This window comes from Ancylobacter dichloromethanicus (assembly GCF_018390645.1).
Lineage (GTDB): Bacteria > Pseudomonadota > Alphaproteobacteria > Rhizobiales > Xanthobacteraceae > Ancylobacter > Ancylobacter dichloromethanicus.
The window spans coordinates 18,550-39,530 of record NZ_JAHBGC010000021.1; the positions used below are offsets into that span (position 1 = coordinate 18,550).

At 68.2% G+C, this 20,981-nt stretch carries 19 protein-coding genes; 10 read left to right on the forward strand and 9 right to left on the reverse strand.

The features are described 5' to 3' along the window. The first annotated feature begins 23 nt into the window (after positions 1-23). From KHC23_RS13870 to KHC23_RS13890, 5 genes are read left to right on the forward strand one after another with little or no spacing between them, the layout of a single operon-like run. Positions 24-1,076: an ABC transporter ATP-binding protein gene (locus KHC23_RS13870; RefSeq protein WP_213373265.1), complete on the forward strand. Its 1,053-nt coding sequence runs from the start codon at positions 24-26 to the stop codon at positions 1,074-1,076. A gap of 3 nt (positions 1,077-1,079) precedes the next feature. Continuing rightward, a complete protein-coding gene (locus tag KHC23_RS13875) occupies positions 1,080-1,928 on the forward strand; it encodes an ABC transporter permease (RefSeq protein WP_213373266.1) in 849 nt (282 codons plus the stop codon). Next, positions 1,925-2,746 (forward strand): ABC transporter permease, encoded by an 822-nt coding sequence (locus KHC23_RS13880; RefSeq protein ID WP_213373267.1) that lies wholly within the window; start codon positions 1,925-1,927, stop codon positions 2,744-2,746. Before KHC23_RS13875 ends, KHC23_RS13880 begins: the two co-directional genes overlap by 4 nt. A 17-nt stretch (positions 2,747-2,763) precedes the next feature. Then, a complete protein-coding gene (locus tag KHC23_RS13885; RefSeq protein WP_213373268.1) occupies positions 2,764-3,933 on the forward strand; it encodes a CaiB/BaiF CoA transferase family protein in 1,170 nt (389 codons plus the stop codon). Between the two features lie 28 nt (positions 3,934-3,961). Beyond that, positions 3,962-4,477 carry a MaoC family dehydratase gene (locus KHC23_RS13890; RefSeq protein ID WP_213373269.1) on the forward strand — a complete coding sequence of 172 codons (516 nt, stop codon included), beginning with the start codon at positions 3,962-3,964 and terminating at the stop codon, positions 4,475-4,477. Positions 4,478-4,522: 45 nt separating this feature from the next. On the opposite strand, the gene KHC23_RS13895 is transcribed toward KHC23_RS13890, so the two are convergent. Continuing rightward, positions 4,523-5,245: an SDR family oxidoreductase gene (locus tag KHC23_RS13895; RefSeq protein WP_271188652.1), complete on the reverse strand. Its 723-nt coding sequence runs from the start codon at positions 5,243-5,245 to the stop codon at positions 4,523-4,525. 29 nt (positions 5,246-5,274) lie between these two features. Continuing rightward, on the reverse strand, positions 5,275-6,405 hold the full coding sequence (locus KHC23_RS13900; protein WP_213373271.1) for a mandelate racemase/muconate lactonizing enzyme family protein: 1,131 nt from the start codon (positions 6,403-6,405) through the stop codon (positions 5,275-5,277). 358 nt (positions 6,406-6,763) lie between these two features. On the opposite strand from KHC23_RS13900, the gene KHC23_RS13905 reads away from it, so the two are divergent. The 5 genes from KHC23_RS13905 (at position 6,764) to KHC23_RS13925 (ending at position 12,053) form a co-directional block, all read left to right on the forward strand. Continuing rightward, the gene (locus KHC23_RS13905; RefSeq protein WP_213373272.1) at positions 6,764-7,756 is read left to right on the forward strand and encodes a Bug family tripartite tricarboxylate transporter substrate binding protein; all 993 of its coding nucleotides are present in this window, start codon (positions 6,764-6,766) and stop codon (positions 7,754-7,756) included. 98 nt (positions 7,757-7,854) lie between these two features. Beyond that, positions 7,855-8,316, forward strand: coding sequence for a tripartite tricarboxylate transporter TctB family protein (locus tag KHC23_RS13910; protein ID WP_213373273.1), 462 nt, complete (start codon positions 7,855-7,857; stop codon positions 8,314-8,316). Further along, positions 8,316-9,821: a tripartite tricarboxylate transporter permease gene (locus KHC23_RS13915; protein ID WP_213373274.1), complete on the forward strand. Its 1,506-nt coding sequence runs from the start codon at positions 8,316-8,318 to the stop codon at positions 9,819-9,821. Before KHC23_RS13910 ends, KHC23_RS13915 begins: the two co-directional genes overlap by 1 nt. A 48-nt stretch (positions 9,822-9,869) precedes the next feature. Continuing rightward, positions 9,870-11,081, forward strand: a complete 1,212-nt coding sequence (locus tag KHC23_RS13920; RefSeq protein ID WP_213373275.1) for an alpha-hydroxy acid oxidase — start codon at positions 9,870-9,872, stop codon at positions 11,079-11,081. Positions 11,082-11,093: 12 nt separating this feature from the next. Beyond that, complete coding sequence (locus KHC23_RS13925) at positions 11,094-12,053, forward strand: 2-hydroxyacid dehydrogenase (RefSeq protein WP_213373276.1); 960 nt, start codon at positions 11,094-11,096, stop codon at positions 12,051-12,053. 9 nt (positions 12,054-12,062) lie between these two features. On the opposite strand, the gene KHC23_RS13930 is transcribed toward KHC23_RS13925, so the two are convergent. The 7 genes from KHC23_RS13930 to KHC23_RS13960 form a co-directional block, all read right to left on the reverse strand. Then, on the reverse strand, positions 12,063-12,842 hold the full coding sequence (locus KHC23_RS13930) for a 2-keto-4-pentenoate hydratase (protein ID WP_213373277.1): 780 nt from the start codon (positions 12,840-12,842) through the stop codon (positions 12,063-12,065). A gap of 103 nt (positions 12,843-12,945) precedes the next feature. Beyond that, positions 12,946-13,980, reverse strand: a complete 1,035-nt coding sequence (locus tag KHC23_RS13935; RefSeq protein WP_213373278.1) for an extracellular solute-binding protein — start codon at positions 13,978-13,980, stop codon at positions 12,946-12,948. Positions 13,981-14,061: 81 nt separating this feature from the next. Continuing rightward, on the reverse strand, positions 14,062-15,231 hold the full coding sequence (locus KHC23_RS13940) for a CaiB/BaiF CoA transferase family protein (RefSeq protein ID WP_213373279.1): 1,170 nt from the start codon (positions 15,229-15,231) through the stop codon (positions 14,062-14,064). Further along, positions 15,231-16,460, reverse strand: coding sequence for a CoA transferase (locus tag KHC23_RS13945; RefSeq protein WP_213373280.1), 1,230 nt, complete (start codon positions 16,458-16,460; stop codon positions 15,231-15,233). The genes KHC23_RS13940 and KHC23_RS13945 overlap by 1 nt, the downstream gene beginning before the upstream one ends. A 72-nt stretch (positions 16,461-16,532) precedes the next feature. Continuing rightward, positions 16,533-18,245, reverse strand: coding sequence for a putative 2-aminoethylphosphonate ABC transporter permease subunit (locus KHC23_RS13950; RefSeq protein WP_213373281.1), 1,713 nt, complete (start codon positions 18,243-18,245; stop codon positions 16,533-16,535). Continuing rightward, positions 18,242-19,411: a putative 2-aminoethylphosphonate ABC transporter ATP-binding protein gene (locus tag KHC23_RS13955; RefSeq protein ID WP_213373282.1), complete on the reverse strand. Its 1,170-nt coding sequence runs from the start codon at positions 19,409-19,411 to the stop codon at positions 18,242-18,244. Before KHC23_RS13955 ends, KHC23_RS13950 begins: the two co-directional genes overlap by 4 nt. Positions 19,412-19,827: 416 nt before the next feature. Continuing rightward, the gene (locus KHC23_RS13960) at positions 19,828-20,877 is read right to left on the reverse strand and encodes a LacI family DNA-binding transcriptional regulator (protein WP_213373283.1); all 1,050 of its coding nucleotides are present in this window, start codon (positions 20,875-20,877) and stop codon (positions 19,828-19,830) included. Between the last annotated feature and the right edge of the window lie 104 nt (positions 20,878-20,981).

Consider the following 20,981-nt stretch of genomic DNA (forward strand, 5'->3'; position numbering starts at 1 on the left):
GCCGCCTCCGGGGAGTTGAACCCATGCCGCTGATCGCCATCGACCGCTTGACCAAATCCTACGGGTCGCTGCAGGTGCTGAAGGGTGTGTCGCTGGACATCGAGGAGGGCGAGTTCGTCGCCCTCCTCGGACCTTCCGGCTGCGGCAAGACCACGCTGCTGCGCGCCATCGCCGGCTTCGTCGACATCGACGGCGGCGATATCGCCATCGGCGGCCGGTCCATCGCCGGCGAGCCGCCCAACCGGCGGCCGGTCAATATGGTGTTCCAGAACTACGCGCTGTTCCCGCACCTCACCGTGCGCGACAACGTCGCCTTCGGTCCGCGCCGCAACGGCGTGGACAAGGCCGGCCTCGCCGCCATCGTCGACCCGGCGCTGGAGACGGTGGGCATGACCGCCTATGCCGACCGCCTGCCGGCGCAGCTCTCCGGTGGGCAGCAGCAGCGCGTGGCCCTCGCCCGCGCCATCGCCAACAAGCCGAAGGTGCTGCTGCTCGACGAGCCGCTGGGCGCACTCGACCTGAAGTTGCGCAAGCGCATGCAGATGGAACTGAAGCACCTGCACCAGAAGCTCGGCATCACCTTCCTGTTCGTGACTCACGATCAGGAGGAGGCCCTCGTCATGGCCGACCGGATCGTCGTCATGCAGGAAGGCGACATCGCCCAGGTCGGCACCGGCGAGGACATCTATGCCCGGCCACAGAGCCGCTATGTCGCCGATTTCATCGGCGAGGCGAACCTGCTGCCGCTGGAGGCCGGTCCCGACGGCACGCTTCGCATCGCCGGCGAAGCCGAGCCGCTGCCCTACCGCGCGCCGGCCGGCGCCGGCGCACCCACCTTGCTCGTCCGCCCGGAGGAGATCCGCGTCGGCGCCGCGCCGGCCGGGGGCGTCAGTCTTTCCGGCACGCTGACCGACCGGGTGTTCATCGGCAACGCCACCCGGCTCTTCGTGAAGATCGCCAACGGACAGTCCGTCGTCATCCAGCAGGCCGGCGCCGGCACCGAGGACACCCTGCCGGCCGGTGCGCCGGTCCGCATCGGATGGGCGCGCGAAGCCGCCCGCGTGCTGACGGGTTGAGCCATGCGCATCAACCGCCTCTGGGCCGCGATCCTGCTCGGCATCCCCCTGATCTACCTGATCGTCTTCTTCGTCACGCCGCTGGGCATGGTGGTGGTCGACAGCTTCTCCAACGAGGCGGGCGAACTGACGCTGGCGAACTACGCGACCGTCCTCGGCGAAGCCTATTACTGGCGCGTCCTCGGCTACACCTTCTGGATCGCGCTGGTGACCTGCGTCGCCACGCTGATCCTCGGCTATCCGCTGGCCTATTACATGAGCCTGATCGAGCGTCGCCGGACAATGCGCCGGCTATGCTTCATCCTGATCCTGATGCCGCTGTTCACCTCCAACATCGTGCGCTCCTTCGGCTGGATCGTGCTTCTCGGGCGCGAGGGGCTGGTGAACGAGACGCTGCTGCTGCTGGGCATCGTGGATCGGCCGCTGCGTCTTCTGTCGACCGAGGTCGCGATCATCATCGGCATGATCTACGTCATGCTGCCCTTCATGGTGCTCGCCATCGCCAGCGTGCTGCAGAACATGAACGGCTCGCTGCGCGAGGCCTCGCGCGATCTCGGGGCGACGGCCTTCGCCACCTTCCTGAAGGTCACGCTGCCGCTCAGCGCCCCCGGCATCGTCGCCGGCACGCTTATCGTCTTCACGCTCAGCATTTCCAGCTATGTGACGCCGCGCATCATGAGCGGCGGGCGTTCCGTGGTGTCGTCGATGCTGATCTACGACCAGTTCATGCTGGTCTTCAATCCGTTCCTGGGCAGCGCCATCGCGGTGGTGCTGCTGGTGGCGAGCTTCGCGCTCATCATCGCCTACACGCTGCTGATGGAGCGCCGGCCGGCACGGGGGACGTCGACATGAGCCGCCGCCTGACCCGCGCCCGCGATGCCGCGGGACCGCTGCTGATCTCGATCATCGCATGGGCCGTGCTGATCTATCTGGTGCTGCCGCTCGCCGTGGTCATCGCGATTTCCTTCACCACGACGGAATATCTCGCCTTTCCGCCGGTCGGCTTCACCCTGCGCTGGTATCAGCGCTTCCTGGCCGACCCTTCCTATGTCGACGCCATCCTGCTCAGCGCCCGTCTGGCCTTCGGCTCGACCTTGATCGGCTTTGTTCTGGGGGTCCCGGCGGCGCTGGTGCTGAAGCGCGGCCGCCTGCCGGGCGCGCAGATGCTGGGCAATCTGTTCCTGTCGCCGCTGATCCTGCCGGCCATCATCATCGGGGTGGGGGTGCTGCAGATCTCCGGCGCGCTCGGCTTCGCCCGCAGCTTCGAGGCGATGCTCGTCGGTCACGTCGTCATCATCCTCCCCTACATCGTGCGCACGACCCTGGCCTCGCTCGAGGGCTTCGACACCTCGCTTGAGGAGGCGGCGCAGGACCTCGGCGCCTCGGGCCTCGGCACCTTCTTCCTCGTGACCCTGCCGCTCATCAAGCCGGGCATCATCGCCGGCTGCCTGTTCGGGCTGATCATGAGCTGGATCGACGTCGAGGTGAGCATCTTCAACACCGTGATCGCCCAGTCGCCGATCCCCGTGAAGGTGTTCAACTACGTCCAGTACTCGGTCGACCCGATGATCGCCGCCGTCTCGGCCGCCACCATCTACATCGCCTTCGTCCTCGTCCTCCTGCTCGACCGGCTCGTCGGCCTCGACAAGGTGACGGGGCAGCAGAAATGACACCGGAGCCTTCCCCCATGCCTCGCCCCGCCGCCGCTTCCCCGTCGTCCGGCCCGCTCAGCGGCATCCTCGTGGTGTCGATCGACCAGGCGGTCGCCGGCCCGCTCTGCGCGATGCGGCTGGCCGATGCCGGCGCCCGCGTCATCAAGGTGGAAGCCGGGGAGGGGGACCGCGCGCGCGATTACGACAAGGCGCTGGGCAGCACCTCGGCGGCCTTCGGCTGGCTCAACCGCGGCAAGGAGAGCGTCGTCCTCAACCTGAAGGACCCGGGCGATCTGGCGCTGATGAAGGCGATGCTGGCGACGGCGGACGTCTTCCTGCAGAACCTCGCCCCCGGCGCCAGCGACCGCCTCGGGCTCGGCGCGGCGCAGCTCACGCGCGAATTCCCGCGGCTGGTCGTCGTCGACATCATGGGGTACGGGCGCGGCACGCCCCATGCGGCCAAGCGCGCCTACGACATGCTGGTGCAGGCGGAGAGCGGCATCTGCGCCGTCACCGGCACGCCCGAGGTGCCCTCCAAGGTCGGCATCTCCATCGCCGATATCGGCACCGGCACCAATGCCTATTGCGCAGTGCTGGAGGCCTTGCTGGAGCGTGAGCGCACGGGGTGCGGGCAGGCGATCGAGGTCGCCATGTTCGACGCCATGGCCGAATGGATGTCGCTGCCGCTGCTGCATTACGACTATATGAGCATCGAGACGGCGCGCTACGGCCTGTCCCACGCTTCCGTCTATCCCTATCGCCCCTATCATTGCGCCGATGGCGATATCGTCGTGTCGATCCAGTCGGCCGCCGAATGGGTGCGCTTCTGCACCGCCGTGCTGCGCCTTCCCGAGCTGGCAAAGGATCCGCGCTTCATCGACAACTGGGCGCGGGTGCAGAACCGCGACGCCCTCGATGCCGCCGTGCACGAGGTGTTCACCGCTCATCGCTGCGACGAGATGATCGAGCGGCTGGAGGCGGGGCAGATCGCCTGGGCGCGGGTGTCGACGCTGCACGATCTCTCCGTCCATCCGGCGCTGCGCCGCATCGCGGTCGAGATGCCGGGCGGCGAGAGGGTCGAGATGCCGCGACCGGCCGGGCGCCTCGTCGCCTCGGGCAGCAGGGTGCCGGCGCTCGGCGCCGACAGCGCACGCATCCGCGCCGAATTCGCCCCTGCCGAGGCGGCGGCCGGTCCCGGCGCGTGAAGAACCGCTCACCAACAAGGAGGCCAAAGTGGCAGAGAAAATCGGCTGGCAGGGACGTTTCTATGAGGATTTCGAGGTCGGAGACGTCTATCCGCACCAGATCGGGCGCACGCTGCTCTCGGCCGACAATTCCTGGTTCACCCTGCTGATGGGCGCACCGTCGCCGGTGCATTTCGACCATCACTATGCCGCGCAGACCGAGTTCGGCAAGCCGCTGGTCAATTCGGTGCTGACGCTCGCCACGGTGATGGGGCAGAGCGTGTCCGACCTCTCGCAGAACGTGTTCGGCAATCTCGGCTGGGATGAAATCCGCCTGCCCAATCCCGTATTCGAGGGCGACACCATCTATTCGCAATCGGAAGTTCTGGAGAAGCGCCTGTCGAAGTCGCGCGAGAGCGTCGGCATCGTCAAGGTTTCCACCACCGGCTTCAATCAGGACGGCAAAGTGGTCATCACCTTCCGGCGCACGATCATGCTCTATCGCCGCGGCTACCAGCCCAAGCTGCCCAAGCCCCGGCTGGACGAGGTCAAGGCGAAAGCATGAGGCCCGCCGGCGGATGCCGCCTCCACGGCGTCCGCCGCGCTTGCCCTACATCGACCAGCCGCCGTCGATCACATGCACCGCGCCGGTGGTGAAGGCGGCGCCGGCGAGGTAGACGGCGAGGTCCGCAATCTCCTCCGGCCGGCCGATGCGGCCGATCGGCTGGCGGGCGATGAAGGCGGTGCGGGCCGCCTCATAGTCGCCCAGCGCGCGCAGCCGGCCTTCGAGCGAAGGGCTCTCTACCGTTCCCGGGCAGATGGCGTTGCAGCGTATGCCGCGCCCCACATAATCGGCGGCAACCGATTTGGTGAGGCCGATGACGGCGGCCTTGGTGGTGGCGTAGGCGAAACGGCTCGGAACGCCCTTGATGCTGCTCGCCACCGAAGCGATGTTGATGATCGCGCCGTCGCCGCGCGCCAGCATGCCCGGCAGCACCGCGCGGATGGTGCGGTACATCGACTTCACGTTGAGATCATAGGCGAAGTCCATCTCCTCGGCCGTGCAGTCGAGCACGGAGCCCGCATGCACGAAGCCGGCGCAGTTGACGAGGATGTCGATCTTGCCGATCTCGGCCACGAGGGCGTCCACGGCGCCGGAATCGCGGACGTCGAGGCCGCGCGCCTGCGCTCCCTCAAGCCCGGCGAGCCCGCCTTCATTGATGTCGGTTGCCCAGACGCGCGCGCCGGCGCCGAGGAAACCCTCGGCGATGGCGTGGCCGATTCCCTGCGCGGCGGCGGTGACGAGGACGACACGGTCTTGCAGATGCGGCACGGCACTCTCCTGACTTGGCGGGTAGCGGTTCACGCGGCGGCGAAGCGGGCCAGCGCCGCGCGGTCGATCTCGATGCCGAGGCCCGGGCCGGTCGGAATGTCGACCCATCCGCGCACATGCTCGATCGGCGACGTGAGCACAGCCTGCCGGAACGGGTGCTCGGAGCGGTCGAATTCCAGCAGCGGCTCGCGCGGCGTGTGGCGGGGAGGGGTGTGCGGCAACACCGCGAGAAGCTGCAGCGCCGCTGCCAGCCCGATGCCGGTGCCCCAGACATGGGGGATGTAGCGCACGCCGAAGGCCGCCGCCATGTCGGCGATCTTCTTGCATTCCGTCAGTCCCCCGGCGGCGGCGGTGTCGGGCTGGACGATGTCGACGGCCCGCGTCGCCAGTATGTCGAGGAAGCCCCAGCGCGTTGCGGTGCATTCGCCGCCGGCGACCGGGATCGGCTGGCCGGCCTTCACCTCCCGGTAGCTCGCGAGATCCTCGGGAATCACCGGCTCCTCGAACCAGGCGATGTTCTGGTCGGCGACGCGGCGGCCAAGGGCGATGGCGTCGAGCGCGTCGAAGCCGTGATTGGCGTCAAGCATGAGCTGGCGTCCGGGCCCGATGGCGGCGCGCGTCGCGCGGATGAGGGCGATATCCTCTTCGAGATCGAGGCCGATCTTGAGCTTCACCGCCTCGAAGCCCTCCTCGACATAGCCGCGCACTTCCTCGATCACGTAGTCGAGCGGGTCGCCCTGCTCCAGCCTGTACGTGCCGGTGGCATAGGCCTGCACGCGCGTGCGCAGCGGGCCGCCCATGAGGCGATGGACCGGAACGCCGAGCGCCTTGCCGCGCAGGTCCCACAGGGCGATGTCGATTCCGCTGAGGGCGGCGATGACCAGACCGCGCTGGCCATAATCGCGGAAGCGGCTGTGAAGGGTCTGCCACAGCGCCTCGCCGGCCATCGGATCGGCACCGATCAGGTGACGGCGGAAGCCGTCGATCACCGCCGCATTCATGCGCGCCGGCCCGTAGCATTCGCCCCAGCCGACAAGGCCGGTATCGGTGACGATCTCGACGATGCAGGCCCCGCGCACGCGCGTGTTGTCGAAGGACCAGCCGAAGGGCTTCGACAGTGCCGCTTCGAGGACATGGGTGTGAACGGCGGCAATTCTCATCGGCGGGTTCCTCGCGGCTCGTGGGACGACTTCAGGCGATGGTGCGGCCGGGTAGGCGAGTGTCGACAAAAACTCCGGAAGCGGCGATCCCCCGGCCGGTTTCGGCCGTCACGGCACCCGCCCGGCCTCGCCCTGATATTCTTAATTACAGGCATGGCTGGCGGCATCGCGGCCGCCGGCCGACCAGCGGCGTATGGTGAAAACCATACTAATGTGTCGACAGATTTGTTGACAAGCCCAACTGCATCGGCTTCCATGCGGTGACAGGCGGTGCACGGGTCGACACCTCGCCAATGAGGGGCCGTGGCTGCGCAGCGCGCCGGAGAGCGCGTCTTCAATCAGCATGTGGGAGGAACGAATGCCGAGAATCGACAGGCGCGACGCGCTCAAATTCGCTCTGGCCGCGCCGGTGGTGCTGGCCGCCGGCCGCCTCGGGGCCCAGGAGGCTTCGGGCACGAATTGGCCGACACGGCCCGTTCAGGTCATCACCGGCTTCGGCCCCGGCGGCGGCGGCGACATCGCCACCCGCGTCACCTTCCAGGCCGTGTCCGAAATCCTCAAGCAGCCGATGGTGGTCGAGAACCGCACCGGCGGAAATTCGCTCGTCGCCGCCCAGGCGGTGCTGGGGCTGCCGCATGACGGCTACGGCTACCTGATGAACGGCCTCCAGCAGCTCGTCACGCCCCTGCTGATGAAGGACCTGCCGATCAACTACCAGGCCGATTTCCAGCCGGTCACCCAGATGGTGAAATACCCCGAGACCATCTCGGTGGCGAAGGACTCGCAGTGGAAGACCTTCGAGGAGCTTATGGCCTATGCGAAGGAGAATCCGGGACGCATCCGCTACGGCACCTCGGGCATCGGCGGCGTTCCGCACATCGTCGCCGAGGCGATCCAGCTCTATGGCGGAGTGAAGTTCCGCAACATCTCCTACCGCGTCGCCCCGGAAATCGCCCGTGACGTGGTCGGCGGCCAGCTCGATCTCGCCGTGCTCAACGTCTCGACGCTGACGCCGATGATCCAGGCCGACAAGGTCCGCCTCCTGGCGGTGGGCAACGATACGCGGCTGCAGCAGTTCCCCGACGTGCCGACGCTTGCCGAACTCGGCCTGCCCAAGGCCAACCACGCCGACTGGGGCGGCATCTTCACGCCGGCGGACGTCCCGGCGGACATTGTGAGCCAGATGCAGGCGGCGGTCACGCAGGCGGCCAAGACGCCCTCCGCCTACGACAAGCTGGCCGCGCAGGGCACGCTGATGGTCGGCAGTTCGACGGCCGACTTCAAGGTCTTCCTCGCCAACTGGCAGGGGATCGTCGAGGAGGTCGTCCGGGAGGCCAAGATCTCGCTCTGAGATCGCCCTTTCCGCACGCGCGCCCCGGAAGCCCCGCTTCCGGGGATCACCTTCGGACGGCGCGGGCCGAACGGACCGTTCCATGCCCCGCAGGACCCATGATGTCTCGGATCCGCAATCTCAACGACGTGATGGTGGGCGTTCTCCTCATCGCCCTGTCGATCTTCGCGCTCATCCTCGCCCGACCGCTCAATCCCGGCACCGTCGACGCCATGGGGCCGGGGTTCTTTCCCCGCCTGCTCGCGGCCATCGAGATGGTGCTCGGCATCGCCATCGTCGCGCAGGGGCTGCTGACCGAGGGCGAGCCCTTCGAGGCCTGGTATCCGCGCCAGATTCTGTTCGTGCTCGGCAGCATCGCCTTCTTCGCTCTCACCATCGACCGCTTCGGAGCCGTGATCGCCGTGGCCGGCACCGTGCTGGTGTCCTGCCTGGCGCGGCGGCAGACCCGCTTCATCGAGGCGGTGCTCGTCGCCGCCGGGATGGCGGTTTTCGTGGTGCTGGTCTTCCGCGTCGGTCTCGGCCTGCCCATGCGGGTCTGGCCCTGGGGACACATCTACTGATGGACAGCTTCGTCTCGCTCTACCATGGCTTCACCATCGCCCTCCTGCCGGCGAACATCCTCTACTGCCTCTCCGGCACGCTGGTCGGCACGCTCATCGGCGTCCTGCCGGGCATCGGGCCGCTTTCCGCCATTGCCATCCTTCTGCCGATCACCTTCTATCTGGAGCCCGCCTCCGCCCTCATCATGCTCGCCGGCATCTATTACGGCGCGCAGTATGGCGGCTCCACCTCGGCGATCCTGCTCAACCTTCCCGGCGAGAACTCCTCCGTCGTGACCTGCCTCGACGGGCACCAGATGGCCCGGCAGGGCCGGGCGGGGCCGGCGCTCGCCGTGGCGGCGCTCGCCTCGCTCTGCGCCGGCGTCGTCGCCACCTTGGTCATCGCCCTGTTCGCGCCGCCGATCTCCAAGCTCGCGCTGATGTTCGGGCCGGCGGAATATTTCTCGCTGATGGTGCTCGGGCTCATCGCCGCCATCGTGCTGGCGCACGGCTCGGTGCTGAAGGCGCTGGGCATGATAATACTCGGCCTGCTGCTGGGCTGCGTCGGCACCGATGTCGAGTCCGGCTCGCTGCGCATGGCGCTGGGTTTTCCCGGGCTGTTCGACGGCATCGGCTTCGTGCCGCTCGCCATGGGCCTGTTCGGGGTGGGCGAGATCATCCGCAACATCGAGAGCGATCACCACCAGACGGTGATGCAGACCCGTATCCGCGATCTGTGGCCCTCGCGCGAGGATTTCCGCCGCTTCTGGCCGGCGGCCGGGCGCGGCACGCTGGTCGGCTGCATCCTCGGTATCCTGCCGGGCGGCGGCGCGACGCTCGGTTCCTTTGCCGCCTATACGATCGAGAAGAAGATCTCGAGGACGCCCGAGCGTTTCGGCAAGGGCGCCGTGGAAGGGGTGGCGGCGCCGGAGGCGGCCAACAATGCCGGCGCGCAGACCTCCTTCATCCCGCTGCTCACGCTCGGCATTCCCTCCAACGCCATGATGGCGCTGATGGCCGGCGCGCTGCTCATCCACGGCATCCAGCCGGGGCCGCGCGTCATCACCAGCAATCCCGACATCTTCTGGGGCCTGATCGCCTCGATGCTGCTCGGAAACGCGCTGCTGGTCGTCATCAACCTGCCGCTGGTCGGCATCTGGGTGCAGTTGCTCCGCGTGCCGTATCACCTGTTCTACCCGATGATCCTCGTCTTCTGCTGCATCGGCGTCTACACGGTGAACAGCAGCGTGCTCGACGTCATGCTGCTGATGGTGTTCGGCTTTCTCGGCTACATGCTGTCCAAGTGGCGCTGCGAGCCGGCGCCGCTTCTGCTCGCCTTCGTTCTCGGCCCGCTGATGGAGGAGAACCTGCGGCGCGCCATGCAGGTCTCCTATGGCGACCCCGCCATCTTCGTGACCCGACCGATCAGCGCCGGGCTGCTCGTCGCGGCTCTGGGCTGCCTGATCCTCGTTCTGCTTCCCGCCTTCCGGCGCACCCGCGAGGTCGCCTTCCAGGAGGAAAGCTGACGCCGCCCGCCGGCGTTCGCCCTCCCGTGCCGCTCCCGAGGTCCATCCATGTCTGCCAGCAACCATCCCCCGGCCGGCCCCGTGCTCACCGCCCGTCTGCGGCGCGAGGCGATCAGCGTGCGCGCCCTGCGTCTCATGGCGCGCCGCGCCCTGCCGCGTCCGGTGTTCGACTTCTCGGACGGCGGCGCGGAGGACGAGCATACGCTGCGCCGCAACGAGGCCGCCTTCGCACGCTACGCCCTGCTGCCGCGCCCGCTCGACGGCGCCCCTGTCCGCGACCAGTCGCAGCGCCTGTTCGGCATGGATCTGTCGATGCCGGTGATGATCGGCCCCACCGGCCTCGCCGGCCTGTTCTGGCCGGGCGCCGAGAAACTCGCCGTGCGTGCGGCGAACGAGGCCGGCACCGCCTATTGTGCCAGCCACGGCTCGGTCTGCACGCTGGAGGACATCGCCGCCACCGGGGAGCCGAACCGCCTGATGCAGCTTTTCGTCTACCGCGACCGCGGTTTCACCCGGGAGCTGGCCGAGCGCGCGGCAGCGGCGGGCTACAAGGCGCTGGTGCTGACCACCGACAACCAGCTCCACGGCAAGCGGGAGCGGGACCTGCGCAACGGCTTCACGATTCCCCCGCGTTTCGGTGCGGCCGACACGCTGGCGATGGCGACGAAACTGCCCTGGCTCATGCGCATGGGCCGGGAACTGCCGACGCTGACCTTCGGCAATTACCGCCGCGAGGGCCAGCCTTCCGACATCCGCACGCTGGCCGCCCGCATGCACGACATGTTCGATCCGGCGATGACCTGGGCGGATGTCGACGATCTGCGCCGCCTCTGGAAAGGGCCGCTGATCCTCAAGGGCGTCCTTGACCCCGGCGAGGCGGCGGAGGCGGTGGCGCGGGGCGTTGACGGGCTGATCGTCTCCAACCATGGCGGCCGCCAGCTTGACCACGCGGTGAGTTCCATCGAGGCATTGCCCGCCATCGTGCGTGCCGTGGAGGGCCGCATTCCGGTCATGCTGGACGGCGGCGTCCGGCGCGGCACCGATGTGGTCAAGGCGCTGGCGCTCGGCGCCTCCGCCTGCTTCATCGCCCGGCCTTACCTCTGGGCTCTGTCGGTCGGCGGCGAGGCGGGGGTGGCGCATGTGCTGGGGTTGTTCCGCGACGAGATCGACCGCGCCATGGGGCTGCTCGGCGTCACCAGCCTCGCCCAGCTCTCGCCCGACCGGCTGATGACGCTGGCGCCGCTCGGCGGCACGGCGTGAGCGGAGGACACTATGGCAAACGACACCGTCATCATCACCAGCCGCCTTCCCGACGCACTGGTCGACGAGATCCGCGCGGTCGCGACCGTCGTCCTCGGCGACCATCCGGCGACGGCGATGCGCCGCGACGAGGTTCTCGCCCATCTGCGGGCGGCGACGGCGATCATCAACCAGAACGAGCTGAAGATCGACGACGCGCTGCTCGACGCGGCGCCGCGCCTGAAGGTCGTGGCCAATGCCGCCGCCGGCTTCGACAACATGGACGTGGCGGCGATGCGTGCGCGCGCCGTCATCGGCACAAACTGCCCCGACGCTTATTCCGCCGACACGGCGACGCACACGGTGGGGTTGCTGCTGGCGCTGACCCGGCGCCTGCTGGAGGCGGACGCCTATGTCCGCTCCGGTCGCTGGGCCGGGGAGGGCTGGATGCCCGGCGGGCGCTGGGACGGCATGTCCCTCGCCGGCAAGCGCTACGGCGTCGTCGGCTATGGCGGCATTGGCCGGCAGGTGGCGCAGCGTGTCCGGGCCTTCGGCATGGAGGTCGTGCACCACTCCCCGTCCGAAACAGGCGAGGCGGGCTGGCTGCCGCTGGACGCGCTGCTCGCCTCCTCGGACGTGGTGGGCCTGCACTGCCCCCTCAACGCCTCCACGCGCCACATGATCGACGCCGGCCGGCTCACGCAGATGAAGAAGGGCGCCATCCTCATCAATGTCGCCCGCGGGCCGGTGGTGAAGAACGACGATCTCGTCGCGGCGCTGGAGAGCGGCCATCTCGGCGGTGCCGGGCTCGACGTGTTCGAGTTCGAACCGCAGGTGCCGCCGGCCCTGTTCGCCATGCCCAATGTCGTGCTCTCCCCGCACATGGCGGGTTGCACGGTGGAAAGCCGGCAGTCCGCCTGGCGCCTGTGCGTAGACAATGTGCTGGCGGTGCTCGCCGGCCGCCCGGCGAAGACGCCGGCCTTCGCGCCCTGACCGGCGGGCTCAGTCGCGCAGGTCGAGCCGGCCGAAGCCTTCCACCTCTATGGCGACATGGCGTGCCGGCAGGCGGATCGGCGTCGGCGCGACCAGCGTGCCGGTGAGGACCACCGCCCCGGCCTCCATCCGCTCGCCATTGGCGGCGAGCTTGCGCACCAGCCAGCGCAGCGCCTCGAACGGCGCCAGCACCTCGGCCGTGCTTCCGGCATGGACGGCGCCGTCGATCTCGATGGCGCCGGCCCGCGCGCCGAGGGGCAGGGTCCGCCAGTCCGGCGCGGGCGGGCCAAGCACGAAGCCGACATGGAGGAAATCATCCGTCAGCAGCGTCGGCGCCCCGATTTCGGGCGGCGGGACGCCATAGCGCGCGTCGACCACCTCGCAGGCGACATGGGCGGTGGCCACCGCCGCGCCGAGCGCGTCGTCGGAGAGGTCAGCATCTCCGTCGAGGCCGGCGCCCATGACGAAGGCGATCTCGCATTCCACCATCGGCGCGAGTAGGGGGGCGACGAGCGCCTCCCGCAGCGTGGCGGCGCGGGTCGTGTCGAAGATGCCGGCATAGACCGGTTCGTCGAGGCCGAAGCTGCGCTGGCCGGCCATCGAGGTGCAGCCGATCTTGTAGCCGACATGGTGTATCCCCTGCGCCGCCAGCGCGGCGTGGAGGCGGTGCTGGAGCCGATAGCCCTCGGCCATGTCGCGCGGTCGCCGGGCCTCGGGCACGGGCACCCAGCGCGGGCGACCGCTGCGGGCGTGGAGGAAGGGGGCGAGGTCGTCTTCGGCCGGGTTCATGTGAATCGCTTCTTCAGCCATAGAAAAAGGACCCCGGCGCGCCGGGGTCCCAGGGATTGCAGCGTATCGACGATCGTAGCGTGTCGATACATCCAGCTCGCGATCAGTTCGACTTCGGTTCCGACTTGGAATCGTAGCGCTTCGCCCATTCCGTCAGGATCGGCGTGCGGTTGTCGATCGACCATTCGACGCTGTAGTCCTGCGCCTTCTTCGCCCCGTCCGGGATCGAGTTCGGCGGGCCGCCATTGATGCCGTCCATGCCGACGGAGCCGTAATACTTGTTGAACAGCTCATGGGCCTCGCGGCTGGCGCCCCAGTTGATGAGGATCTTGGCGGCTTCGGGATTGCGGCTGCCCTTCACCATGGCGGTGGATTCGATGTCCCAGGCGGTCTCGTCGCTGGGCACCAGCAGGTCGATGGGGGCGCCCTTGGTCTTCAGGAACGGGCCGGTGAGATCGGTGGAGAGGCCGACCACATACTCGCCGGTCGCGGCATATTTGCAGGGGGTCGAGGACGAGTTGGTGTAGACCGAGACGTTCTGGTGCAGCTTGTCGAGGAAGGCCCAGGCCTTTTCCTCGCCCATCTTCTGGATCCAGCTATGCACATAGCCATAGCCGGTGTTGGACATGGTCGGGTTCGGCATGGCGATCTGGCCCTTGTAGACCGGATCGGCCAGATCGGCCCAGGTCTTGGGCTTGGGAATGCCGCGCTTCTCGGCCTCCACCGTGTTGAAGCACACGATGTTCAGGTACATTTCGAGCCCAGTCCAGTAAGGTGGGTCGTTCTTGTCGCGGAACATCGGTTGCAACTTCTTGTAATCCGCGGGCGCGTAGGGCTCGATGAGCCCGTCGCGGGCCAGCGACACGATGTTGGTCACCGGCACGCCGAACAGCACGTCGGCGCGCGGGTTGTCGCGCTCGGCGAGCAGGCGCGCATGGATGACACCGCCGGCATCGCGCACCCAGGTGATGTCGATGTCGGGATGGGCCTTCTCGAACGCCTGCTCGTAAGGCGTCAGCACTTCCTTCTGCAGCGTCGAATAGACGGTGAGCTGGGTTTTCGCCGCGGCGGGCGCGACGACGCCGACGACGAGCGCCGCCGCCGCGGTGGTCGACAGCAGGCAAGCAAAGCTACGCATGTTTTCCTCCTTGTTTCCAATGCCCATGATGCCCGCCTTGAGGCGGATCGTTCTGGTTGGACGTCTGGCCGGGCGGCCGCGTCAGCGGATCGTCCCGGCTTCGGCAAGCGCGGCACGGCGCTCGGCGGAAAGGCCGAGAAGCGTGCCGAACACATAATCATTGTCCTGACCGATGGCCGGCGTCGGCGCGAAGGCGCCGCGCCAGCCCTCATCGGCGAGCCAGGGCAGCGTCGCCATCTGCGTCTCGCCCCCGATGTCGCGGAACATCACCCGCTCGCGCATGTGCGGGTCGGCGACGATCTCCGCCATGTGGCGCGAGCGTGAGGCCGGGACGCCTTCGGCCTGAAGCGCCGCCTCGATGGAGCGCGCGTCGCGCGAGCGCAGCCATCCCGCCACGCGCGCATTCAGCTCGTCCTTGGCCGCGAGACGTGCTTCGGCCGTCGCCGCGAAGGGCTGACCGTCGAGGTCGGCATCGGCCATGGCCCGGCACAGGCCGCGCCATTCGGCGTCGGTCCGGACCGAAAGCGCCAGCCAGTTGTCCTCGCCTGCGCAGCGGAAGCAGCCCGACGGCGCGGCGCCGGTCTCGGTAGTGCTGCGCGGCTCGGGCACGTCGCGCCCGAGCGCGGCGTGCAGCAGCGCCTCGGGGAGCAAGGCGACGGTGGCCTCCAGCATGGACAGGTCGACATAGGCGCCCTGTCCGGTCTTGCGCCAGTGGCGGATGGCGGCGAGGATCGCGGTGGTCTCCCACAGCGCGGTGATCGGGTCGGTCCAGGCCGGCAATATGCCCATCGCCTCCAGCGCCGCGTTCGGCTCGCCGATCATGCCGACGCGGCCGCTATAGCCCTGCAGCAGCGAGCCATAGGCGAGGAGGTCCTTCTCCGGCCCGGTCCGGCCCATGCCGGAGGCGGAGACGAAGATGATGTCCGGCTTGATCTCGCGCAGCATGTCGTAGGACAGGCCGTATTTGGCGAGCACGCGCGAGGAGAAGTTCTCCACCACCACATGGCTGGAGCGCACCAGCTCGCGGATCAGCTCCTGCCCCTCGGGCGTGGTGATGTTGAGCGTGCAGCTCTTCTTGTTGTTGTTGATGACCGAGAACATGCCGTCGCGGACCGAGAATTCCGGCCGGGTCGAGGATTCGATCTTGATGATCTCGGCGCCCATGGCACCGAGCATCTTGGTGGTCATCGGCCCGGCCATGACCCAACTGAAGTCGACGACGCGGATGCCTTCGAGGGCGAGCGGGTTCATCACATGCCTCCCACGGCGCTGCGCTTGGGTGCTCCGCCGCGGCCGGCGAGCAGGGTGTCGAGAAGGTCGCCTCCGTCGCCGGCCTTTCCGGGCGCCGGCCTTTCGCCACCGCGCGCCATCTCCTCGCCGCTTTGGGTGATGAAGCGGAAGGGTAGGGCAGGCATCGGCAGCGCCGTGCCGTCGGCGAAGCGGACCTCGTCGAAGAACCGGCGCGCCCGGAGCTGGACGTTCTCGATCAGGTCGCGCGGGGTGCTGACGGGGAAGCAGGCCACCCGCGCCTGCTTGGCAGCCTCGACGACGTCGCGGTTGCGCTGCGTCGTCGACCATCGCGCCATCAGCTCCTGCAACCGCGCGGCGTTCGCCGTGCGCACCACGCGGTCGCCGCACAGGCTGGCATCCTGCGTCCAGTCGGGATGACCCATTACCTCGCACCAGCGTGCCCATTGATGATCCTCGCGCGGCGACACCATCACCGCGCCGTCGGCGCAGGGCAGATACCAGACGAGGCCGCCGGCGATGGTAAGGCCCTTGCCCGGATCGCGGCGCCGGTCGGTGACGTCCATTCCGGCCTGCCAGTCGGCGAAGGGCTCGACCAGCATGTAGACGAGCAGGTCCTCATGCGAGAGGTCGACCAGCGGCCCGGGCCGCGCGCCGTCCGCGGCCTCCACCGCCCAGAGCGCGGCGATGGCGACCACGAGGCCGCCGGCCATGTCGCCCTCGAAGTCGGCGCAGCCCACCGGGGGCGTGGCTTCCGGGTCGGTGACCGGGCTCGCCTGATGGAAGGCGAAGCCGCTGGCGTGCTGCTGGATGAAGGAGGAGGACGGGCGTCCGGTTCCGGGGCCCGTCAGCCCCTGGCCCGAGACCACCAGCGTGGCGGGGCGCCGCGTGCAATTCTCAGTCCCGTCGCGCAGGGCGGCGTCGGTGGCGAGCACGAGGTCGCACTGCCCGGCGAGGTCGCCCAGCAGTTCCCGGCCTCCGGCGCCGGCGGCGTCGACGCTCACCAGAGCCTTGCCGCGGTTGAGATAGGCGAAGAGCGCGCTTTCTCCCCGCGCGGTCAGCGGCGCCTCGGCGCGCAGCGCATCCCCTTCCGGCGGCTCGACCTTGACCACCTCGGCACCGAGATCGGAGAGCAGGCGCGCGCCGAAGGCGACGGAGATGTCGGAGCCCAGCTCAAGCACCTTGAGACCGGCCAGCGGGCCACGGAAGGGAGGCGGTGTGAAACGATTCATATCGGTCTCGACATTTGTGGTCGTGTCGTTGGTCGGATGACGGCGTGGTGAGCGGTCCCGCGCGGCCGGCGTTCAGGCTTCGCGCAGGCTGGAGCGCCATTGCTGCTGGCTGCGCAGCAGCACCTTGGTGACGAGCACCTGCAGCAGCTTCACCCCGGCGGAGGTGTAGAGGATCATCAGCGCCATGGCGCAGGCGGCGCCGTCGTCGCCGGTGTCGTTGAGCGCCACCACCGCGATCGAAGCCACCTTGGTGGTGGAGGCATAGATGAAGATCACGCCCGCCACCGTGGTCATCGCGTTGACGAAGAAGAAGGTCGCGATGTCGATGATGGCGGGGATCGAGATCGGGATCGTCACCCGTCGCAGCGTGGTCCAGAAGGAGACGCCGAGCGCCTGGGAGGCGGCCTCGAACTCGTTGTCGATCTGCTTCAGCGCCGTCAGCGCCATCAGATGCGGCACCGTGTAGTAGTGGCCGATCGTGCACATCACCATGATCGCCATGGTGCCGTAGATCACGTTGAGCGGGTTGTTCGGCAGGTTGAAGAAGAACACGTAGCCGAGGCCCAGCACGATGCCGGGCACCGCCAGCGGCACCATCGCCACGACGTGGTAGCCCAGCAGCACCCGCGAGCCCTTGCGGTGCTTCTCCGTCAGATAGGCCCCGCAGAAGGCCATGAGGGTGCCGAACAGCGCCGTCCATGCCGCCATCTCGACACTGTTCCAGTAGGACAGCCAGCCGCCCGGATCGAAGGCGCCGAAATCGAAATTGTCGAACGAAAGCGACAGGTTGTAGGGCCACAGCGTGACGAGGGAAGCGAACACGGCGGTGCCGATAATGCCGAGGATCGGGATCGACACCAGTGCCGCCACCGCGAGCATGAGGCGGTCGAACAGGCGCGACGGCCTGGGCTCCAGCATCACCGCGCGCGAGCTGAGCTGCGAAGTCTGGTGCTTGTAGGTCACGCGCTCGACCACGAAGGTCAGGACGGCGGGGAACAGGAGGATGACGCCAATCACCGCTCCCATCTGGAAGTTCGCCTGGCCGATGATCTGCCGGTAGACGTCGACGGCCAGCATGTTGAACTTGCCGCCGATCACCTTGGCGATGCCGAAATCGACGATGGCAGTGGTGAAGACCACGAAGCTGGCGTTAATCAGCCCGTAGCGCACGCCGGGAAAGGTAATGGTCCAGAAGATGCGCCAGCGGGAGGTATTCAGTGTTTCCGCCGCCTCGTACAGCCGCGCATCGGCGGTTGCCAGCGCCGTGGTCATGATGAGCACGACGAAGGGCAGGCAGTGGAACACCTGCGCCATGATGATGCCGACCGGCCCGTAGATGGAATGGCCGAACATCAGCCATTTCAGATAGCCCTGATTGCCGAAGATGTAGATCAGCGCGATCGCCGGCAGCAGCGAGGGGGCGAGGATCGGCAGCAGCGCGATGCCCTTGAACAGCGCCTTCAGCGGCATGCAACTGCGGGTGAGGGCATAGGAGAACAGGAAGCCGAGCGGCACCACCAGCGCCACCGTCAGGGTGGCGACCCACAGGCTGTTGATGACCGACTGGCGCAGGATGGGATCGCTGGCGTAGCTGACGAAATTCGCAAGGCCGACGAATTCGCCGTCGCGGTTCTCGAAGCTCTGCGACAGCAGCGCGTAGAGGGGTAGCACGATGATGACGAGCGCGGCGGCGAGCATCAGCGCGCCGGTCACCAGCCGGGTGATCTTCTCCCAGTCGATCCCGGGGCGCAGCGCGGGGAGGGGGTGGGTGGTGAGATCACTCATGGCCGCGCCGCCTCGCGGATCTGCCCGGACTGGGCCGCCGGGAACACCGCGAAGCGCTCCCGCGGAAGGCCGACGCCGACGCGTTCGCCTACCGTCAGCGACAGTTCCGCCATGTCGCGGCTTAACAGGTCCGCCGACACTTCGGCATTTCCGAGTGCCGGCACAATGAGGCTGGCGCGCCAGAACGAGCCGAGAAATTCGAGATGCGTCACCTGTCCGGGAAGGGTGTCGCCGGGTGCGCCGCCGGCCAGCGTGCGCAGGCGGATCTGTTCCGGCCGCAGGCAGGCGATGACGTCGCCCTGGTTCTCCGGCGTGTCATAAGGGGCGGGAATCGGGAAGGCGAGGCTGCCCACCGTGAGCCGGCCTTCGCTCACATGGCCCGGGAGGATGTTCATCTTGCCAACGAAGCCGGCGACGAAGAGGCTGCGCGGCGTGTGGTAGATCTCGGTAGGCGTGCCGATCTGCTCGACTTCGCCGTCGCGCATCGCCACCACGCGGTCGGCCATGCTCAGCGCCTCCTCCTGGTCATGGGTGACCATGATGGTGGTGAGGCCGAGCCGGCGCTGGAGATCACGGATCTGCTGGCGCAGATGGACGCGCACCTTGGCATCGAGGGCGCTCAGCGGCTCGTCGAGCAGCAGCAGACGCGGCGAGGGCGCGATGGCGCGGGCGAGGGCGACGCGCTGCTGCTGGCCGCCGGAAAGCTGGGCCGGGTATTTGCGCTCCGAACCCTTCAGGTCGATCAGTTCGAGCAGTTCATTCAGCCTGGAATCGATTTCACGGGCCGCCAGCCGCCGGTTGCGCAGACCGTAGACGATGTTCTCCCGTACATTGAGGTTGGGAAACAGCGCGTAGGACTGGAACAGGATGCCGAACTGGCGCTGTGCCGGCGGCAGGTCGGAGATGTCCTGGTCGAGGCTGTGGATCGCACCGGCGTTCTGGCGTTCGAGGCCAGCGATGATGCGCAGCAAGGTCGACTTGCCGCATCCCGACGGGCCGAGGAAGCAGACGAATTCGCCCGTCTCCACGTCCAGCGTCACATTGGAAAGGGCCCGGAAGCTACCGAAATGCTTGTCGATGCCGGTAACGCGCAGAAACGGCGCCGCGCCGGCATGGCCGTTGCCATGGCGGGCGAGGTGCGTGGCGGAGCGGGAAACGTCAAGCATGGGGAAACGGCTCGCTGACGGCGGGAAGGGCGGGGTAGAAGGCGGAGCCGCCCCGGGCGGCGGGGAGCGCGGCAAGCGGACGCCCGATAGGCGGACGTACGGCCGGGGAGGCGACGCCGAGTGCGGCGCCGGTCTTCTGCGTCGGTGACGCCGGGCGGATGTGTCGGGTATCTGGGGCGCGCGTCGCCGCGCGACAGCGCGGCGTTCCGGGCTGGGACATGGCTTCCTCCTGGTTGGCGCCGTCCTGTGCGGGATCGGTCGGGAACCGATGCCGCCGGCGACGTCCGTGCCTGTCTGTGCAGGTCGCTTTGAATGAACGATAGGCCGGGTCAAAGCATGTGGCAAGAAAGAAATGAAACGGTTCATCACTGAATTGCGAGAAGGTCGCCGGGTGACGGGCGGGAAGTCCGGCCGCGCTAGCCGGCGCGCGGGGTCTTGGCGCCCGGCGCCGCGCAGGAGCCGCGGATGATGAATTCATGGGTAACGGTGATCCGCTGCCGGGTGGAGCCGTGACCGCCGGCGAGGTGGTCCAGCAGCAGCTCGGCCGCGCAGCGTCCGGTCGCAGCCCAATCATAGCGTATGGCGGTGATCGGCGGCTCGATGAGGGCGGCAAGCTCGGTGTCGCCCAGCGTCACCAGCGACAGATGCCTGGGCACGCTGAGATTGAGCAGGCGCACGGCTTCGATGACGCCGGCGAGGTGGCCGCCGCTGGCCACGATCGCCGTGGCCGGGTCGCGGCCGATCAGCGAGGAATAGGCGGCGTCGCGGCCATAGGGATGCTGGCGCCCGCCGGAGTGGATCAGGTCGCGCGGCACGTCCAAGCCGAGATCGGTGAAGGCCGATTCGAATCCGCGCAGGCGTTCGCGTCCCGAATGGGTGATGGCGGGCACCGTAATCAGGCCGATCCGCCGGTGGCCGAGCCCGAGGAGATAGCGGGTGGCGCGGTAGGTGCCGTCATACTGGTTGGTCAGGACGCAATCGACGTCGAGGTCGATCACCCGCTCCATCATGACCAGCGGCACCGAGAAGTCGCGGAGCTGGGCGCGGGTGGCCTCGTCATTGTCGTTCGCGACCATGACGATGACGCCGTCGACCCGCCGGCGCTTGAACTGTTCCAGCACGTCGCTTTCGCGCTCGCGGTCGGAATGCGAGTTCGCCAGGAACAGCGTGTAGCCGGCCCGCGTCAGAACCGGCTCGAGGCCGGTGACGGCGGCGGCGGTGAGGGGGTTCTGTATGTCCGGCATGAGCACGCCGATGACCCGGCTCTGGCGCGAGCGCAGGCTCTGGGCCACGGGATTGGGCTCGTAGCCGAGATTGAGTATCGCTTCCTCAACCCGCCGGCGCAGCGCGGCATCGACATTGCCCGCACGGTTCAGCACGCGCGACACCGTGCCGAGCGAGACGCCCGCGTGCCGGGCGACATGCTTGATGGTGACGGTCGCTGAGCGGGCGGTCGGCTTTTTCACGGCGGGGTCAGGGGGTTGAACGGGGCGTCAATTCCGGTCGCCCTGTCGGGGAACAGGGTGCACTGTAGGCTTACGTGCAGCGGCGCAGCAAGCCGGTCCCGGGA

Excerpts from the sequence above, each read along its gene's own strand:
- KHC23_RS13940 (WP_213373279.1), bottom strand. The coding sequence starts at position 15,231 with ATGAACCCGCTCGCCCTCGAAGGCATCCGCGTCGTCGACTTCAGTTGG.
- KHC23_RS13935 (WP_213373278.1), bottom strand. The coding sequence starts at position 13,980 with ATGCGTAGCTTTGCTTGCCTGCTGTCGACCACCGCGGCGGCGGCGCTC.
- KHC23_RS13875 (WP_213373266.1), top strand. The coding sequence starts at position 1,080 with ATGCGCATCAACCGCCTCTGGGCCGCGATCCTGCTCGGCATCCCCCTG.
- KHC23_RS13950 (WP_213373281.1), bottom strand. The coding sequence starts at position 18,245 with ATGAGTGATCTCACCACCCACCCCCTCCCCGCGCTGCGCCCCGGGATC.
- KHC23_RS13880 (WP_213373267.1), top strand. The coding sequence starts at position 1,925 with ATGAGCCGCCGCCTGACCCGCGCCCGCGATGCCGCGGGACCGCTGCTG.
- KHC23_RS13870 (WP_213373265.1), top strand. The coding sequence starts at position 24 with ATGCCGCTGATCGCCATCGACCGCTTGACCAAATCCTACGGGTCGCTG.
- KHC23_RS13920 (WP_213373275.1), top strand. The coding sequence starts at position 9,870 with ATGTCTGCCAGCAACCATCCCCCGGCCGGCCCCGTGCTCACCGCCCGT.
- KHC23_RS13930 (WP_213373277.1), bottom strand. The coding sequence starts at position 12,842 with ATGAACCCGGCCGAAGACGACCTCGCCCCCTTCCTCCACGCCCGCAGC.
- KHC23_RS13945 (WP_213373280.1), bottom strand. The coding sequence starts at position 16,460 with ATGAATCGTTTCACACCGCCTCCCTTCCGTGGCCCGCTGGCCGGTCTC.
- KHC23_RS13955 (WP_213373282.1), bottom strand. The coding sequence starts at position 19,411 with ATGCTTGACGTTTCCCGCTCCGCCACGCACCTCGCCCGCCATGGCAAC.
- KHC23_RS13905 (WP_213373272.1), top strand. The coding sequence starts at position 6,764 with ATGCCGAGAATCGACAGGCGCGACGCGCTCAAATTCGCTCTGGCCGCG.
- KHC23_RS13900 (WP_213373271.1), bottom strand. The coding sequence starts at position 6,405 with ATGAGAATTGCCGCCGTTCACACCCATGTCCTCGAAGCGGCACTGTCG.
- KHC23_RS13915 (WP_213373274.1), top strand. The coding sequence starts at position 8,316 with ATGGACAGCTTCGTCTCGCTCTACCATGGCTTCACCATCGCCCTCCTG.
- KHC23_RS13885 (WP_213373268.1), top strand. The coding sequence starts at position 2,764 with ATGCCTCGCCCCGCCGCCGCTTCCCCGTCGTCCGGCCCGCTCAGCGGC.
- KHC23_RS13925 (WP_213373276.1), top strand. The coding sequence starts at position 11,094 with ATGGCAAACGACACCGTCATCATCACCAGCCGCCTTCCCGACGCACTG.
- KHC23_RS13910 (WP_213373273.1), top strand. The coding sequence starts at position 7,855 with ATGATGTCTCGGATCCGCAATCTCAACGACGTGATGGTGGGCGTTCTC.